This window comes from Mycobacterium sp. 852013-50091_SCH5140682, assembly GCF_001665685.1.
Classification (GTDB): domain Bacteria; phylum Actinomycetota; class Actinomycetes; order Mycobacteriales; family Mycobacteriaceae; genus Mycobacterium.
On record NZ_LZTB01000035.1, the window covers coordinates 234,659 to 250,797 of the forward strand.

17 protein-coding genes are annotated in these 16,139 nt (G+C 67.3%); 12 read left to right on the plus strand and 5 right to left on the minus strand.

Annotated elements, in window-relative coordinates; genetic code table 11:
• Position 1 precedes the first annotated feature (1 nt).
• Both A5784_RS11945 and A5784_RS11950 read left to right on the plus strand, forming a co-directional pair.
• Positions 2 to 1,027: an alcohol dehydrogenase catalytic domain-containing protein gene (locus tag A5784_RS11945; protein ID WP_064945095.1), complete on the plus strand. Its 1,026-nt coding sequence runs from the start codon at positions 2 to 4 to the stop codon at positions 1,025 to 1,027.
• Between the two features lie 146 nt (positions 1,028 to 1,173).
• Positions 1,174 to 3,168 carry an MFS transporter gene (locus A5784_RS11950; RefSeq protein ID WP_064945096.1) on the plus strand — a complete coding sequence of 665 codons (1,995 nt, stop codon included), beginning with the start codon at positions 1,174 to 1,176 and terminating at the stop codon, positions 3,166 to 3,168.
• Here A5784_RS11950 and A5784_RS11955 read toward each other — a convergent pair.
• A complete protein-coding gene (locus A5784_RS11955; protein WP_064945097.1) occupies positions 3,165 to 3,608 on the minus strand; it encodes a MarR family winged helix-turn-helix transcriptional regulator in 444 nt (147 codons plus the stop codon). The two genes, A5784_RS11950 and A5784_RS11955, sit on opposite strands and share 4 nt — an antisense overlap.
• Positions 3,609 to 3,725: 117 nt before the next feature.
• On the opposite strand from A5784_RS11955, the gene A5784_RS11960 reads away from it, so the two are divergent.
• Positions 3,726 to 4,145, plus strand: coding sequence for an organic hydroperoxide resistance protein (locus A5784_RS11960; RefSeq protein ID WP_064945098.1), 420 nt, complete (start codon positions 3,726 to 3,728; stop codon positions 4,143 to 4,145).
• A gap of 81 nt (positions 4,146 to 4,226) precedes the next feature.
• Here the strand turns inward: A5784_RS11960 and A5784_RS11965 are convergent, their stop codons facing one another.
• The 3 genes from A5784_RS11965 to A5784_RS11975 form a co-directional block, all read right to left on the minus strand.
• Entirely contained in the window at positions 4,227 to 5,570 is a 1,344-nt protein-coding gene (locus A5784_RS11965; protein ID WP_064945137.1) for an APC family permease, read from the minus strand.
• Between the two features lie 11 nt (positions 5,571 to 5,581).
• Positions 5,582 to 7,144 (minus strand): amidohydrolase, encoded by a 1,563-nt coding sequence (locus A5784_RS11970; protein ID WP_064945138.1) that lies wholly within the window; start codon positions 7,142 to 7,144, stop codon positions 5,582 to 5,584.
• A 112-nt stretch (positions 7,145 to 7,256) separates the two neighbouring features.
• Positions 7,257 to 7,541, minus strand: a complete 285-nt coding sequence (locus A5784_RS11975; protein WP_064945139.1) for a hypothetical protein — start codon at positions 7,539 to 7,541, stop codon at positions 7,257 to 7,259.
• 126 nt (positions 7,542 to 7,667) lie between these two features.
• Between A5784_RS11975 and A5784_RS11980 the strand changes: the two genes are divergently transcribed.
• The 9 genes from A5784_RS11980 to A5784_RS12020 all read left to right on the plus strand — a co-directional run bounded on the left by A5784_RS11980 (position 7,668) and on the right by A5784_RS12020 (position 16,000).
• Positions 7,668 to 8,621: an ABC transporter substrate-binding protein gene (locus tag A5784_RS11980; RefSeq protein WP_064945099.1), complete on the plus strand. Its 954-nt coding sequence runs from the start codon at positions 7,668 to 7,670 to the stop codon at positions 8,619 to 8,621.
• Positions 8,622 to 8,657: 36 nt separating this feature from the next.
• Positions 8,658 to 9,341 carry a queuosine precursor transporter gene (locus A5784_RS11985; RefSeq protein ID WP_064945100.1) on the plus strand — a complete coding sequence of 228 codons (684 nt, stop codon included), beginning with the start codon at positions 8,658 to 8,660 and terminating at the stop codon, positions 9,339 to 9,341.
• A 74-nt stretch (positions 9,342 to 9,415) separates the two neighbouring features.
• Positions 9,416 to 10,078, plus strand: a complete 663-nt coding sequence (locus A5784_RS11990; protein WP_064945101.1) for a 5-oxoprolinase subunit B family protein — start codon at positions 9,416 to 9,418, stop codon at positions 10,076 to 10,078.
• 16 nt (positions 10,079 to 10,094) lie between these two features.
• Positions 10,095 to 10,976: a 5-oxoprolinase/urea amidolyase family protein gene (locus A5784_RS11995; protein WP_064945102.1), complete on the plus strand. Its 882-nt coding sequence runs from the start codon at positions 10,095 to 10,097 to the stop codon at positions 10,974 to 10,976.
• Positions 10,977 to 11,107: 131 nt separating this feature from the next.
• Entirely contained in the window at positions 11,108 to 11,638 is a 531-nt protein-coding gene (locus tag A5784_RS12000; RefSeq protein WP_064945140.1) for a GNAT family N-acetyltransferase, read from the plus strand.
• Positions 11,639 to 11,736: 98 nt separating this feature from the next.
• Positions 11,737 to 13,149 (plus strand): nitrate/nitrite transporter, encoded by a 1,413-nt coding sequence (locus A5784_RS12005; protein WP_064945103.1) that lies wholly within the window; start codon positions 11,737 to 11,739, stop codon positions 13,147 to 13,149.
• A gap of 35 nt (positions 13,150 to 13,184) precedes the next feature.
• Positions 13,185 to 14,354: a uroporphyrinogen-III synthase gene (locus A5784_RS12010; RefSeq protein ID WP_064945141.1), complete on the plus strand. Its 1,170-nt coding sequence runs from the start codon at positions 13,185 to 13,187 to the stop codon at positions 14,352 to 14,354.
• Positions 14,351 to 15,046 carry a sirohydrochlorin chelatase gene (locus A5784_RS12015; RefSeq protein WP_064945104.1) on the plus strand — a complete coding sequence of 232 codons (696 nt, stop codon included), beginning with the start codon at positions 14,351 to 14,353 and terminating at the stop codon, positions 15,044 to 15,046. Before A5784_RS12010 ends, A5784_RS12015 begins: the two co-directional genes overlap by 4 nt.
• Before the next feature lie 684 nt (positions 15,047 to 15,730).
• The gene (locus A5784_RS12020; protein WP_064945105.1) at positions 15,731 to 16,000 is read left to right on the plus strand and encodes a helix-turn-helix domain-containing protein; all 270 of its coding nucleotides are present in this window, start codon (positions 15,731 to 15,733) and stop codon (positions 15,998 to 16,000) included.
• On the opposite strand, the gene A5784_RS12025 is transcribed toward A5784_RS12020, so the two are convergent.
• Positions 15,966 to 16,139: nitrite reductase (NAD(P)H) small subunit (locus A5784_RS12025; RefSeq protein ID WP_197514707.1), on the minus strand; the 174-nt coding region annotated here is incomplete at its 5' end. The genes A5784_RS12020 and A5784_RS12025 overlap by 35 nt on opposite strands.

Consider the following 16,139-nt stretch of genomic DNA (forward strand, 5'->3'; position numbering starts at 1 on the left):
TATGCGCGCAGTGGTCGTCGACGGCTCCGGTCAGGTCAGCGTCGTCACCCGGCCCGATCCGGTGCTGCCCGGCCCCGACGGTGCCGTCGTCAAGGTGGAGGCCGCCTCGATCTGCGGCTCCGACCTGCACTTCCTGGAGGGCCACTACCCGATCTTCGAACCCGTCAGCGTCGGGCACGAAGCAGTCGGCACTATCGTCGAGATCGGCTCGGACGTCACGACATTCGCCGTCGGCGACCGGGTGCTGGTGTCCTCGGTGGCCGGCTGCGGCCACTGCGCGGGATGCGCCACGCTCGACCCGATCCGGTGCGTCCACGGCCCGCAGATCTTCGGCAGCGGAGTCCTCGGCGGCGCGCAGGCCGAGTTCCTCGCGGTGCCTGCCGCACAGTTCCAGCTGCTTGCCCTGCCCGAGGGCGTCAGCACCGAGCAGGCCTTGCTGCTCACCGACAACCTCGCGACGGGCTGGGCGGCGGCCAAGCGGGCCGACATTCCCATCGGCGGTACCGTCGCGGTGATCGGCCTCGGCGCGGTCGGTATGTGCGCGCTGCGCAGTGCGCTGACTCTCGGTGCGGCACGGGTTTTCGCCGTCGACCCGGTCGAGGCGCGGCGTCAGCGCGCCCAATCGTGGGGTGCGGTCGCGGTGACGCCGCCGTCGGCTCAGCCCGTCCGAGAAGCCACCGGCGGTCTCGGCGCCGACGCGGTGATCGACGCCGTCGGCTCCGACGCCTCGATCAACGATGCGATCGAAACGGTGCGCACCGGAGGCACGGTCTCGATCGTCGGCGTGCATGATCTGCAGCCGTATCCGATGCCTGCGCTGGCCTGCCTGATCCGCAGCCTCACCCTCCGGCTGACCACCGCGCCCGTGCAGCAGACGTGGCCCGAACTGGTGCCGCTGCTGCAGGCCGGCCGCCTCGACCTGGACGGCCTCTTCACCACGTCCTTCCCGCTGGACGCGGCAGCCGACGGCTACGCAGCGGCGTTCGCCCGTTCCGGCGAGCACCTCAAGATCCGGCTCAATCCGTAACCGCGTGTGATCTGGACCACCTGGGAATAAATCCCGTACCTGGCGTGGTTCCACGGGGTCGTGTGTAAACCGAACCCGACTGCTGACTGCTCATGCCCGGTGCGACCTCTCCACCTGCTGATGCCAGACGCGGGCCGGCTCGGCTGATGCGTCAGGGCCCGTTGGCGGGACGCTATCCCGCGGTGGCCGCGATGGTCACGCTGGCACTGATCCCCTATCTGGCGTTGTCGGCGGCGATGGATCCGCTGGTGCCGATCATCTCCGAGCAACTGCACATGTCGGCGCAGGCGATGAGCCTGAGTTCGGGCCTGGGCAACGCCGCGTACGCCGTCGGCACGGTGTTGGCGGTCCAGTTCGCGCAGCACCTGCCCCAACGCCGAATGATGCTCGCCTACGCGGTGCTGCTGGTGGTGGGTTCGGTGACGGCCGCGGCGGCCCAGAACGGCGGCATGTTCGTCTGCGGGCACATACTGCAAGGCCTGGCCACCAGCATGCTGCTGATCGCCGCCGCACCCCCGCTGACCATCGGCTTCCCGCGAGAAAACCTTCGGCATACCGCCGTGATCATGAACATGTGCGTGTTCGGGGCGGTCGCGCTCGGCCCGTTCATCGGCGGCGTTCAGGCCGAATCGCACGCCTGGCGGCCACTGTTCTGGATCATCGCCGCGATCGCCGTGGTGGCTCTCGTGATGGCCGCCTTGACGTTCGAAGACGCGCCCCCGGCGGATCTCGACGCGCCGCGTGACCTGACGGCGATCGGTCTGGCCTCGGTCGGCTGTGCCGCGGCCTTCGTCGGCGCGTCGCAACTGACCAGCCATGGGTTCGGCGACCTGGCGGTGAGCGCACCGATGCTGGGTGGGCTGGCGCTGATCCTGGTGTTGATCGTCTACCAGTTCCGCGCCCGCAGGCCACTATTGACGATCCGGACGATGCTCACCAGTTCGATCCCGGTGGCGGGGGTCGGCGTCGCGCTGTTCGCCGCCGCCGCGTCGGTCGCGGCAACCGCGCTGACCGCCGAGGTCTTCCTCCAGACGTTCAGCCCGGTGCAGGTTGGGCTGATCTATCTGCCCGAGCTGGGCGGTGCCATCGTCATGGCCTTCGTGTTCGGATTCGTCATCTCACGCAAGGCAATGCATTACCTACCGCTGCTGGGCATGGCCTTGCTCGCCGCCGGGATCGTGCTGTTCCGGCTCGCCCTGCCCGCCAATCAGCCACTGGCACTGGTCGCGTCGGCGTTGACCGGGCTCGCGCTGGGCGCCACGGTTGCCCCGGCGTTGTTCGTCGCAGGCTTCTCCCTGCAGTCCAACAGCCTGCAACGGGTCTTTGCGATCATCGAATTGCTGCGCGCTGTAGCCGCTTTCATGGTCGCCCCGATCTTCGCGTACTTCGCCGCGTCGGCTTCGGGCGGTTTGACCCAAGGCACCGGCGACGCGTTGTGGATCGGATTCTGGCTCGCCGTCGGTGGTGCCGCGTTCGGCGTCGTCATCTACGCGCTCAGCGGAGCCCGGCCCCAAGCCCCAGACCTGGACAGGTTCCTCGACGGCGAGTCCCCGGCCTGGTATTCGCCGCCACTGCTGGCCCGGATCCGTCGTGGCCTGCCGTCCCCCGCCGTCGCCGAACGTGCGCCCGTGTTGGCACCTGAGCACGATGGCGCATCGGTCGCGAACGGTCCGGTGCTGTTCGCGTACGACGGCTCCGAGCGCGCGGCATGTGCGATCCGGCACGCCGCAGCCCAGTTGTCGGCGCTGCGCGACGCAGTTGTGGTGTGTGTCTGGCAGCCCGTCGATGTGGGGTTCATCCCCACCGGGGCCGGGCATTTCGATGCCGATCAGGCCACCGAGGTGCGACGGGCCGCCGAGCAGACCGCCGCCCACGGAGCGCGCCTGGCCGACGCGGCCGGATTCTCGGCACGCGGGGTGGCCATCGAAGCGGCGCCGACGTGGAAGGGCATCATCGAGGCCGCCGACCGGCACCATGCGAGCCTGATCGTGATCGGCCCGCATCGGCGCAGCGGCTGGCTCGGGCATTTTGAGGGCAGCGTCGCCGCGTCGGTTGTCGCGCACTCCTCCACGCCCGTGCTGGTCGTGCCCGAACAGGCCGGCGCCCATGTCAGTCCTGAGTTCGCACGCAGCAGCGGCTAGGTGTTCTCCTGCGCGTGCTCACGCAGGTTGTCGCGGAGTTTGACGACGCCGCGCTGCATGGCGCGGAACTCCTCGGGCTCCAGGCCGGTGGCCGCGACGAGATCCATCTCCAGGCCCTGCTGACGAAGATTGCGGCCGGCCTCGGTGAGGCTGACGACCACCTGGCGTTCGTCGTTGGGATCGCGTTCGCGCGTGAGATACCCCATTGTTTCAAGCTTTTTCAGGATCGGCGTCAGCGTGTTCGATTCGAGGAACAGCTTCTCGCCGAGGCTGCCGACGGTCTGATGGTCCTGCTCCCACAAGGCCACAATCGCGATGTACTGCGTGTAGGTGACGCCGAGCTTCTCCAGGATCGGCTTGTAGGCCTTGCCGTAGGCCAGGTTGGCCGAATAGATGGCAAAGCACAGGAAGTCGGAGAGCCGCGGAGTGTCTTTCCTCACGATCCCGATTATATCGGATCCGATTCAATCGGATGGGATGACAAACGACGCGCCCGCCGTTAGTATCAGGCGAGTCCGATTAGATCGGATCCGATCAAAACGAACCGGGAGACTTTCATGACCGCACAGACCGCCAACGTCGTCTACACCGCCAAGACGCACACCACCGGCGGGCGCCAGGGCGAGTCCTACAGCTCGGACGGCAATCTCGACATCCAGCTGACCCCTCCGGGTGGCAACGGCGCGGGCACCAACCCCGAGCAGCTGTTCGCCGCGGGATGGTCGGCCTGCTACCTCAGCGCCATGGGCCTGGTCGCCGGCCAGCACAAGGTCAAGCTGCCTGCCGACACCGCAGTGGACGCCGAGGTCGACCTGCTCAACTCCGACGGTGGGTTCTCCCTGCAGGCGCGGCTCAACGTGAGCGTTCCCGGGATCGATCGCGAACTCGCGCAGACCATCGCCGACGAGGCACACCAGGTTTGCCCCTACTCGAAGGCCACCCGCGGCAACATCGACGTCACCATCACGGTGGTCTGATTCCATCACGTCGAATGGCCACTTGTTGCACGCTTTTTCGTGATGCGTGTGCAGCAAGTGGCCATTCGGCGTAGTTGGGTGCTACTCCTTGATGTCCATCACGGGCGTGGGACGCGTGAAGCCGCGGGTAACCCCGAGCAACCACACAAAACCGACTGCGAGCCAGCACAATCCGATGATCAAGGCAGTGGCGGACAGGCTCGTCCACAACCACACGGTCAACGCGAAACCGACGAGAGGCAACACCAGGTTGTTGATCACCGCGCCGCCGCTGCGCTCGCCCTGATCGCGGTAGTAGTGCTTGATCACCGACAGGTTGACCGCCGAGAAGGCAACCAGCGCACCGAAACTGATCAGCGAGGCGAGAGTCTCCAGCTTGATCACGACGGCCAGCAGCGACACCGCCGACACCACCAGGATCGCGTAGATCGGGGTCAGGTACTTGTGCGACAGCCTGCCGAACACCGGCTGCGGCAGGATGCCGTCGCGGCCCATCGCGTAGAGGATGCGAGCCACCGACGCCTGCGATGTCAGCGCCGAGCCGAGCGCTCCCGCGACATAGGCCGAGGTGAAGAACACCACGAGGAACTTGCCGCCGGCGGCCGACACCACGTCCAGCGCACCGGAATCGACGTCGGCGAACTGGTTCGACGGGAACACCAGCTGCGACAGATATGACAGCACGATGAAGATCACGCCCGAGGCCAGCGTCGCGATCATGATCGCCTGCGGCACAGAGCGTTTCGGGTCCTTGGCCTCCTCCGCCAGGGTCGACACCGCATCGAAACCCAGGAACGACAAGCACAGCACCGCAGCGCCGGCGAATATCGGACCGGCACCGGGCGCGGTGCCGTCACCACGGAACGGCGCCGCCAGATCGATCGAGCCGGCCTTGGTCACCGCCACGATCGACAGCACCACGAAGACGACGATGAAGATGGTCTGGGCGGCGATGATGACGAAGTTGGTCCGGTTGACCGAGACGATGCCGATGATGTTGAGCACGGTCACCAAAGCGATGGAGACCACCACCCACACCCACGCGGGAACCGCGGGCAGGGCCTGCTCCATGTAGATGCCGATCACCAGATAATTGATCATCGGCAGGAACAGATAGTCGAGCAGCAGGGACCAGCCACCCAGGAACCCGATGGGGGCGCCGAAAGTCTTCTGCGCGTAGGTATATGCCGAACCGGCCACCGGGTACGCCGAGGACATCCTGGCGTACGATCGGGCGGTGAACACCATGGCCGCGAGCGTGACGACGTAGGCCAGGGGGACGCGGCCGCCGGTGGTCTGCGTGACGATGCCGTAGGTGGTGAACACCGTCAGCGGCACCATGTACACCAGGCCGAACAACACCAGCGACGGCAAGCCCAGAACGCGGTTGAGGTGGTCCTCCGCCTCGGAGGTCGTTGGGGTCATCGCGTTGCCTTTCACTTCGCGGCCGAATAGACCGGCCGGCCTTGTAGATAGGTGGCGCGTACCCCCACTGCCGGAAGATCCAGCGGCGACACCGTCCGTGGATCACGCTCCAGCCACACCAGATCCGCACTGGCGCCGGGCGCGATCCGGCCCCAATCTTCCTCGGCGAAGGCCTGATACGCCACCGCTGCGGTATACGAGGCCAGCGCGGGTTCCAGCGGCAGGATCTCCTCAGGGGTCCAGCCGCCCGCGGGCTCCCCCGCCGCGGTACGCCGGGACACCGCGATGGCGATGCCGTCCAGGGGCGCGCCGGATGACACCGGCCAGTCCGAGCCGAATGCCAATGCCGCACCTGAGTTTTCCAGTGTGCGCATGCGATACTGCTGATCCGAGCGCGCCTGACCGAGCCGCGGGATGGTCAGCACCGTCATCAACGCATCCATCTGCGCCCACAGCGGCTGCATGTTCGGGATCACGCCCAGCTCGGCGAACCGGCCGATGTCGGCGTCGTCAACCAACTGCGCATGCGCGATGACAGGCCGGCGGTCGCGCGGACCATTGTGCCGCACAACGTATTCGATGGCATCGAGAGCCTGCCGGACGGCGGCGTCACCGATCGCGTGGATATGGATCTGCAGGCCCAGCTCGTCGACCCGGCGGGCAGCCTCCGCGAGGGAATCGCCTTCCCACAACTGCATGCCGTGGTTGTGAAGGCCCGAACAATACGGCTCAAGCAACGCACCCGTCTCGTTCTCCACCACCCCGTCGGCGAAGAACTTCACGGTCTGCGCCGTCAGCAACGGCGAGCCCGCAGCCCGCACCCGGGCCATGGCATCGGCGTAATGCGTTACCTGCGAATCGAAATGCCGCGGATCGGCATAGAAAGCAAGGTTGAACCGCATTCGCAGGGCGCCTTGAGCTGCCGCCGCGAGGTAGGTGTCCACATCCCCGGATTCGACCCACGCATCCTGAACCCACGTGACCCCGCGGGCCAGGTAGTAGTCGGCGGCGGTCCCCAGAGCGGCGACCCGCACCGCCTCGTCACGGACCGGCATCACGGCGGCAACCAGATCGGTCGCGCCCCACTCACGCAGCGTGCCCAGCGGGGAACCGTCGTCGCGGCGCGGGATCTCACCCAGCACCGGCTCCGGGGTGTCGGCGGTGATGCCCGCCCGCTGCAGTGCCACCGAATTGACCCACATGGTGTGGTAGTCCCACGCCCGCAACACGACCGGCCGATCCGGGACGGCAGCGTCGAGCCAGCGCGCGTCGAACAGTCCGCCGGGAGCCAGGCTGCCGTCGTAGGACGCCCCGACGATCCACTCCTGCTCGGGATGCGCTGCGGCATAAGCCTTTACCGCTGTCACGATCTCCTCGACCGACGTGCACGGCCGCACCGCGGGCCCCGCCGATTCCAGTCCACCGTAGAGAGGATGAGCGTGCCCGTCGCCGAACGACGGCATCAGGAAGCCGCCCTCCAGATCGATCTGCTCGTCTGCGGCGTGTTCGCGCGCCTGGTCTCCGACTGCCCGCACGACACCGTCGGAAACCAGTAGCGCATCTGTCGTCGTCATCGGAGTCCAGATGACTCCACCGTGGAACAGGGTCAGCACGGACGGCACACTACGCCCGGACGTGCCGTGCCCGCGCGGTTATCGGGGGGCATGTCCGCTACGTGGAACGACGCTACCGGCCCGGGCGAATCGGGCGGATGCCTCCGCCATCCCATCCGTTGTCACCGCCACCGATGATGATGTTGAGACCGCCGGTGTCGCAGTACCAGTCGAGCTCGCACGGGTACGGGTAGTACGGGCCCGCGGTCGGCGGCTCCGGGCCGCCGCCGCGCACAGTGCCCTGAGCACACACCGTGGAGCCGCCGGCATCGACACAATCAGCCGCGGCCGGCGGAGCCACCGTGACGGCAAACGGAAGAGCCAGCCCGAACATGGCGAACAGCACGCTGCGCCGCATCATGGGATGAGGATACGGCCACCGCGACACAAATATTCGCTATCCAAAATAGGGCGCCTGCCGTGACACGGCGCGCGGCAACGGTGTTCGGTGACGCCACCACTGCAAAGCCGTTATTCTGGCTAAGTGCCGACAATTGTGTCCCGGCGGGGGTTTCTGGCTATCACCGCGGGTATGGCGCTCGTGGCCGCATGCAGCACCGAGAAGCCTGGCGAAGTCGCAAAGGACGGTTCGGTCACCGTCCGGCACGTCTTCGGCGAGACGAAGATCCCGGCCGCGCCGCAGCGCGTGGTCAGCGCCGGTTTCACCGGCCAGGACGATCTGCTGGCCGTCGGCGTGGTGCCGATCGCCGTCACCGAGTGGTTCGGTGAGGAGCCGTTCGCGGTATGGCCTTGGGCGCAGCCCGAACTCGCCGGCGCCCAACCCACAGTGCTGAGCCTGGCGGACGGTATCCAGGTCGAGCAGATCAAGGGGCTCAAACCTGACCTCATCATCGCCACCGATGCCGGCCTGGACTCCGACACGTACGCCAAGCTCTCCGAGATCGCCCCCACCGTCGCGCAATCCGGCCAGGACGCCTTCTTCGAACCGTGGAAGGACCAGGCGACCGTCATCGGCCAGGCCGTGTTCAAGAACGATCAGATGACAGGCCTGATCAACGGCGTCGGCGACAAGTTCAAGGCCGCGGCCACCAACAACCCGCAGTTCAACGGCAAGAAGGCGGTGTTGTTGGGCGGCACGCTGTTCCGCGACAGCGTTCAGGCCACCCCACCCGGCTGGCGCACCGACTTCCTGACCCAGCTCGGCTTCACCGTGCCACCGGTCGACAAGCTGATCCCCCGAGACCAGATGGCCGCCGTCCTCGACAGTGCCGACGTGCTCATCTGGACCACCCAGAGCGATCAGGAGCGCGACGCGCTGCTCGCCGACCCCACCATCGCCGGGCTACGAGCCACCGCCCGTAACCGCCACGTCTTCACCACCAAGGACCTGGCCGGGGCCATCGCGTTCGCGTCACCGCTGTCCTACCCGTGGGTGGCCGACCAGTTGCCGCCTCTGCTGGCCCGCGCGCTGGCCTGACAGGACCGGCCAAGACAAGCCTGACAAAATGGCCGCGTGACAAGCACCCAAGAGCACCAGCATCGCGGCACGGCGGCCATCGGCTCCGCCTACTATCCGGTGCTCGTCGCGGTGTTTACGGCATTGGTGATCATCTCCAACGTCACCGCCACCAAAGGCGTCGCGTTCGGTCCGATCATCACCGACGGCGGGTTCATCGTCTTCCCGCTGACCTACGTCATCGGCGACGTGCTCTCCGAGGTGTACGGATTCAAGGCGGCCCGCCGGGCGATCTTCCTCGGCTTCGCGATGAACATCCTGGCGGCGTTCACCTTCTGGGTCACCATCTATCTGCCCGCAGCCGACTTCTACACCAACGAAGAGCACTTCGAAAACGTCGTGCACGCGTACACGCAGCTGATCATCGCCGGACTGGCCGGCTTCATCGTCGGGCAGACCATCAACGCCTGGGTCGTCGTCGCCATCAAGCAACGGACCAAGGAGAAGCACCTGTGGGCCCGCCTGGTCGGTTCCACGTTCGCCGGACAGCTCGGCGACACCCTGGTGTTCTGCAGCATCGCCGCAAGCGCCATCGGCATCTCGACCTTCAAAGACTTCGCCGTCTACACCGCGCTCGGCTGGTTCTACAAGACCGCCGTCGAGGTCGTCATGCTGCCCGTCACCTACCGCCTGATCGCCTTCATCAAGCGTCGCGAACCCACATACCAGCTCGCGGTGTGAGGCTTCGGTAAGGCAGTTCTGGCAAGGCTCATAGAGCCACCACTTTCCTAGCTACTCGCGGGTAGTTTCGGAATATGAGTGTGGCATCAGATGTGGTGGACGCAGTCGTCATGCCTGCCGTCCACGAATATGGAAATCACGCGCTGCTGCTCGAGTTCGACAGCACGGCCGACGTTTTGGCGTGGACAGCCCAGCTGCACGAGACCGAGCTGCCGGGTGTCGTCGACATCGTCCCGGCGTCACGCACCATCCTGGTCAAGCTCGCCAGTCCGCGCTACCAACCCGGGGCCCGGCAGCGGCTGAGCAAGCTCCGGCCGGCCCCGCAACCGCTCGCCGCCGAACCGGTGAGCGGCCAGGTCGACGTGACCATCGACGTCGTCTACGACGGCGCCGACCTGCACGAGGTGGCGGCACTGACCGGGCTGACACCCGCAGGCGTCATCGCGGCGCACATCGGCACCCCGTGGCGGGTCGGATTCGGCGGTTTCGCACCAGGTTTCGCCTACCTGGTGGACGGCGATCCGCGACTGCAGGTCCCGCGCCGCGCCGAACCGCGGACCAGCGTCCCGGCCGGAGCCGTCGGGTTGGCCGGCGAGTTCAGCGGTATCTATCCGCGGCAATCACCGGGCGGCTGGCAGTTGATCGGGCACACCGACGCCGTGCTGTTCGACGTCGACCGCGAGAAGCCTGCGCTGCTGACGCCGGGCATGCGGGTCCAGTTCCGGGCGATCGGTTGAGGGAGGCAGGAAAGACATGACCACCACATTGGAAGTGCTGCGCACCGGCCCGCTGGCACTGCTGGAAGATCTGGGCCGCCCCGGCCTGGCGCACATGGGTGTCAGCCGCTCGGGCGCCGCCGATCGTCGCTCTCACACGCTGGCCAACCGGCTGGTGGCCAATCCGGGTGAGCACGCCACCATCGAGGTGACTTTCGGCGGATTCTCGGCGCGGGTGCGCGGCGGGGATGTCGCCATCGCCGTCACCGGCGCCGACACCGACCCCGCGGTCAACGGAATCCCGTTCGGCACCAACAGCATCCATCACGTGCACGACGGTCAGGTGATCTCGCTGGGCGCGCCGCACTCGGGTCTGCGCAGCTATCTCGCGGTGCGCGGCGGCATCAACGTCGAACCGGTGCTGGGTTCCCGCAGCTACGACGTGATGTCGTCGATCGGGCCCACCCCGCTGCAGCCGGGGGACATCCTTCCCATCGGCGAGCACACCGACGAGTTCCCCGAGCTGGACCAGGCTCCGGTGGCCGCGATCACCGACGAGGTGGTCGAGCTGCAGGTCGTGCCGGGCCCGCGGGACGACTGGTTCGTGGACCCCGACGTGCTCATCCGCACCAACTGGCTGGTGACCAACCGCAGCGACCGGGTCGGCATGCGCTTGGTCGGCATGCCGTTGGACTACCGCTGGCCGGACCGCCAGCTGCCCAGCGAAGGTGCCACCCGCGGGGCCATTCAGGTGCCGCCCAACGGTTTTCCGGTGATCCTCGGTCCGGACCACCCGGTCACCGGCGGTTATCCCGTGATCGGCGTGGTGACCGACGAGGACATCGACAAGCTGGGCCAGGTGCGGCCCGGCCAGACCGTCCGGCTGCACTGGGCCCACCCACGGCGTCCGTTCGACTGATCTGCCCGGGACCGCACCGAGACACCGTCGGGCATCGCTGGTAGAAACAGGGTGTGCTTACGCGCGATCCTGGTGCTCCTCATGTCCGCGGAGACCTCGGTGCCCGTCTCCGTGACGTCTACACCGCGCGGCTGGTCCATACCTCCGATCTCGATCACGAGACCCGTGAAGGTGCCCGCCGCATGGTCATCGAGGCGTTCGGCGGGGATTTCACCGATGCGGACTGGGAGCACGCCCTCGGCGGCATGCACGCCCTGATCTGCCATCACGGTGCCTTGATCGCCCACGGTGCGGTGGTCCAGCGACGGCTGCTGTACCGCGACACCGCGCTGCGTTGCGGCTACCTCGAGGGTGTCGCGGTGCGCGAGGACTGGCGTGGGCAGGGACTGGCCACGGCGGTCATGGATGCGCTCGAACAAGTGCTGCGCGGCGCGTATCAGATCGGCGCGCTGAGCGCGTCCGACGAGGGCCGTCCGATGTACGCCGCACGCGGCTGGCTGCCGTGGCAGGGGCCGACGTCGGTGCTACGGCCCGCGGGCCTGGCGCGCACCCCCGACGACGACCGCTCGCTACTCGTGCTGCCCATTGACCTGCCGAACGGCCTCGAACTGGACACCACCGCGGAGTTGACCTGCGATTGGCGTGACGGCGACGTCTGGTAACCGCCTCACACGCGCGCTTTGGATGCAGTGAGCGGAATTTCACGGCCGGGTCACCGCGGGGAGCGTCCGGGCAATAAACGGTTTCTAGCGTTCGGGCCATGCCGAAACTGTTGAAACCGAATCACATAACAGACTGGGATCCCGAGGACACCGAGGCCTGGGAGAACGGGAACAAGTACATCGCGCGGCGCAACCTGATCTGGTCGGTGTTCGCCGAGCACATCGGGTTCTCCATCTGGTCCATCTGGTCGGTCATGGTGCTGTTCATGCCGGAGTCGGTCTACGGCTTCACCGCCGGCGACAAGTTCCTGCTCGGGGCCACCGCCACCCTGGTCGGCGGATGCCTGCGCATCCCCTACACGCTGGCGACGGCCACGTTCGGCGGTCGGAACTGGACCGCGTTCTCGGCCTTCGTGCTGTTGATCCCGACCGTGGGCACCATGGTGCTGCTGGCCCATCCCGGCCTGCCGCTGTGGCCCTACCTGGTGTGCGCGGCGCTCGCCGGATTCGGCGGCGGCAACTTCGCGTCGTCGATGACGAACATCAACGCGTTCTATCCGCAGCGGCTCAAAGGCTGGGCACTGGGGCTCAACGCCGGCGGCGGCAACATCGGTGTGCCGATGATCCAGCTGATCGGACTGCTGGTCATCGCGACGGCCGGGAACCGGGCGCCCTACTGGGTGTGTGCGGTGTACCTGGTGGCGCTGGCGGTCGCCGGAATCGGCGCGGCGCGCTACATGGACAACCTCGACCAGCACAAGATCGACCTGGGCGCAATGAAAGCCATTCTCGGCGAACGGGATACGTGGGTGATCTCGCTGCTCTACATCGGCACGTTCGGATCGTTCATCGGGTTCGCGTTCGCGTTCGGTCAGGTACTGCAGATCAATTTCGCCGCGGGTGGCCAAAGCCCGGCCCAGGCTTCTCTGCATGCCGCGCAGATCGCGTTCATCGGCCCGCTGCTCGGCTCGCTGTCCCGGGTCTACGGCGGCAAGCTGGCCGACCGGATCGGCGGCGGCCGGGTGACCCTGGCGGTCTTCGGCGGCATGATCCTGGCCGCGGGCCTACTCGTCGCGATCAGCACCGTCGACGATCACAGTGCGGGCGCGGCGACAGGCCTGATGATGACCGGCTATGTCGTCGGGTTCGTCGCCCTGTTCCTGCTCAGCGGCCTGGGCAACGGCTCGGTGTACAAGATGATCCCGTCCATCTTCGAGGCCCGCAGCCACTCCCTGCAGGTCGACCAGGAGGCCCGGCAGCAGTGGTCACGATCGATGTCGGGGGCACTGATCGGGTTCGCAGGCGCGGTCGGCGCGCTGGGCGGGGTGGGCATCAACCTGGCCCTGCGGCAGTCGTATCTGTCGAGTGGCTCGGCGAGCACCGCGTTGTGGATCTTCCTGGCCTTCTACGTGCTGGCCTCGGCAGTCACCTGGTTCCGCTATGTCCGCAGGCCCGCCGCAGGCCGCACAATGGTCCAGACAGACCGACACGCCTCGGCAATGGCCGGGTAATGACTTGGAAACACGACGTGCCTTCACTGGACCCCATGACCCAGCCCGACTGGGCACCGCTGACCGGCTTCCGCGTGGCGGTGACCTCCGCCCGACGTGCTGAAGAGCTGGCCGCGCTGCTGACGCGCCGCGGCGCGACGGTGACCAGCGCGGCTGCCATCACGATGGTTCCGCTGCCGGACGACGACGAGCTGCGCATCAACACCGAGGCCCTGATCGCCGATCCGCCCGACATCGTGGTGGCCACGACGGGGATCGGTTTTCGCGGTTGGATCGCGGCGGCCGACGGTTGGGGCGTGGCCGCTGAGCTGACGCACGCGCTGAGTCAAGCCCGCATCGTGTCCCGCGGTCCGAAGGCCACCGGCGCGCTGCGGGCGGCGGGGCTGCCCGAGGAATGGTCACCGGATTCGGAATCCTCGCGCGAGGTGTTGCACTATCTCGTCGAGCACGGAATCGCCGGCCTGCGCATCGCCGTGCAGTTGCACGGTGCCACCGACGAGTGGGACCCGTTCCCCGAGTTTCTCGACGAATTGCGAAGCGCGGGTGCGGATGTGGTCCCGATCCGGGTGTACCGCTGGCATCCCGCGCCTCGTGACGGCGAATTCGACCAGCTGGTTGCCGGTATCGCCGACCAGCGTTTCGACGCGGTCAGTTTCACCTCGGCCCCGGCAGTCGCCTCGGTGTTGATGCGGGCGACCGAGATGGGGATCGCCGATCAGGTGGTCTCGGCGCTGCGCACCGACGTGCACGCGATGTGTGTTGGCCCCGTGACAGCCCGGCCGTTGGTCCGGCTCGGGATACCGGTGTCGGCGCCCGAGCGCATGCGGCTGGGCGCGCTGGCCCGCCATATCACCGACGAACTACCCCTGCTGCAGGCCCGGACCGTCCGCGTCGCCGGGCACGTACTGGAGATCCGCGGCACCTGCGTGATGGTCGACGGCGTCGTCAAGCCGCTGTCCCCGGCGTCGATGGCGACCATCCGCGCACTGGCCCACCGGCCCGGTGCGGTGGTGTCTCGATTCGATCTGCTCGGCGCACTGCCCGGCAGCGGCACCGACACCCACGCCGTCGAAACGGCAGTGCTGCGGCTCCGAACTGCCTTGGGAGATAAGAACATCGTGTCGACCGTGGTGAAGCGCGGCTACCGGCTGGCCGTTGACGAGCCACACACCGCGGCGGACGCTGATCTCGCCGGTGCGCGATGAGCCTGGTGCTGGTGGCGCACGGCACCCGCAAGCCGGGCGGTGTGGCGATGATCAACGAACTCGCCGAGCGGGTGGCACACCTGCTCGACCGACCGGTCCACGTCTCCTTCGTCGACGTGCTCGGACCGACACCGACCGAGGTACTCGACACGCTGCCTGCGGATGCACCCGCTGTGGTGGTGCCCGCGTTCTTGGCCAACGGCTATCACGTCCGCGTGGACGTGCCCAACTATGTCGCCGCGAGCGGTCACCCGGCGGTGACCGTCACCCCCGCGCTGGGCCCGTGCCCGGGCACCGTCCGGGTGCTGGCCGATCGGCTGGTCGAATCAGGCTGGCGCCCAGGTGTTTCCGTGATCCTCGCGGCGGCGGGCACATCTGACCCCGGCGCTCAGTCCGATCTGCGCCGCACCGCCGCATTGCTGTCAGCGGTTACCGGCGACCGCGTAGAGCTGGCCTATGCCGCCACCGGTGCGCCCAGCGTCGCCGAAGCTGTTGCCGCGCAGCGCCAACGCAGCGGCCGCCGCATTGCAGTGGCGTCCTACCTGCTTGCCGATGGGCTCTTCCAGGATCGGTTGCGTGACGCCGGTGGGGATATCGTCAGCGAACCGCTGGGCTTGCACCCCGGGATGGTTCGGCTGATCGCCAACCGGTTCCGCCGCGCGGGCGTACTGGGCCTGCCGGTTGCGGCGTGAGGCCAGCGCGCGGGCGGCGTACGGCCCGGCCAGCACGGCCAGCAACAGCACGGCACCACCGCCACCAACCGACAGCGCCGCCGTCCGACGCTGGCTCACCAGACCCTCGCACTGCTCGGCGTAGTCGCTCATGACGTACGCAGGCCCGGCCAGAGTGTGTTGATCCAGGTTGAGCAGATCCTGCTTGGCCGCGATGTCGTAGGACGGGCGCATCCCGGTGCCACACGGTATCGGCGCACCCGTGCGGTCGACCACATCAAGGCCGAGCGGCAACATCAACGCGATTACCGCGCCCAACATCGCCGCTGCACCGAGCAAACCCACCAGCTTGACCATCGAACGTGCAAATATCATCCTCGTCAGCCCCTTTTGAAGCACTCCCCACCGGGATAGTAGCGACGCCCAGCGAACTTTTCTAGTTAGCCAGAGCAAACCGCCAGCACCCACTGGTACCTGTTCAACTGCCGTTCATCTGGATGATCTGCAGCGTGAAAATCGCTTGTACCCGCGTTTTCGACCTGCTAAACATGCACGCCGGCATCCGAGCTGATCACGGCGTTGCGGGAATTAGGGTTGTACTCAGCTATCGTATGAGCGATAGCTGGTCTTTGTTTGCGGGAGCTTGGGTAACGGTGCAGGTAACAACTCTGGGTGGCGCTCGCCGCCCCGTCGGTGAGTCCATACGTGCCAGCAACTAACCCGACGCCGGCCGAACGGTTGCGGCTGCGCCTGGTGAGCGCGCTCGCAGGCACGCGACGATCGATGACCACCGCCGAACTTCGTGATCATGTTCACGAACACTTCGCCGAACCCGTCGTGATCGAGGCGGTGTACCGGAATCTGACGGTGCTGGAACGACGCGGCGACGTCCGACGCTGTGACGGGCCGGGCCGCGACGCCTACTGGATGGCCGCCGGCGCTACCGCGCGATCTGGACGAACCCGCCGGGCGTGACGCGGGTCCGATAGACCGGCACCGACATCTCGGCGTCGTCGAGGCAGCTGCCGTCGTCGAACGCGAAGGCCTGTTTCTTGATGGGCGACTGCACGGTCGCCCGCCCGCCCCGGTCGCCCACGATGCCCCGAGACATCAC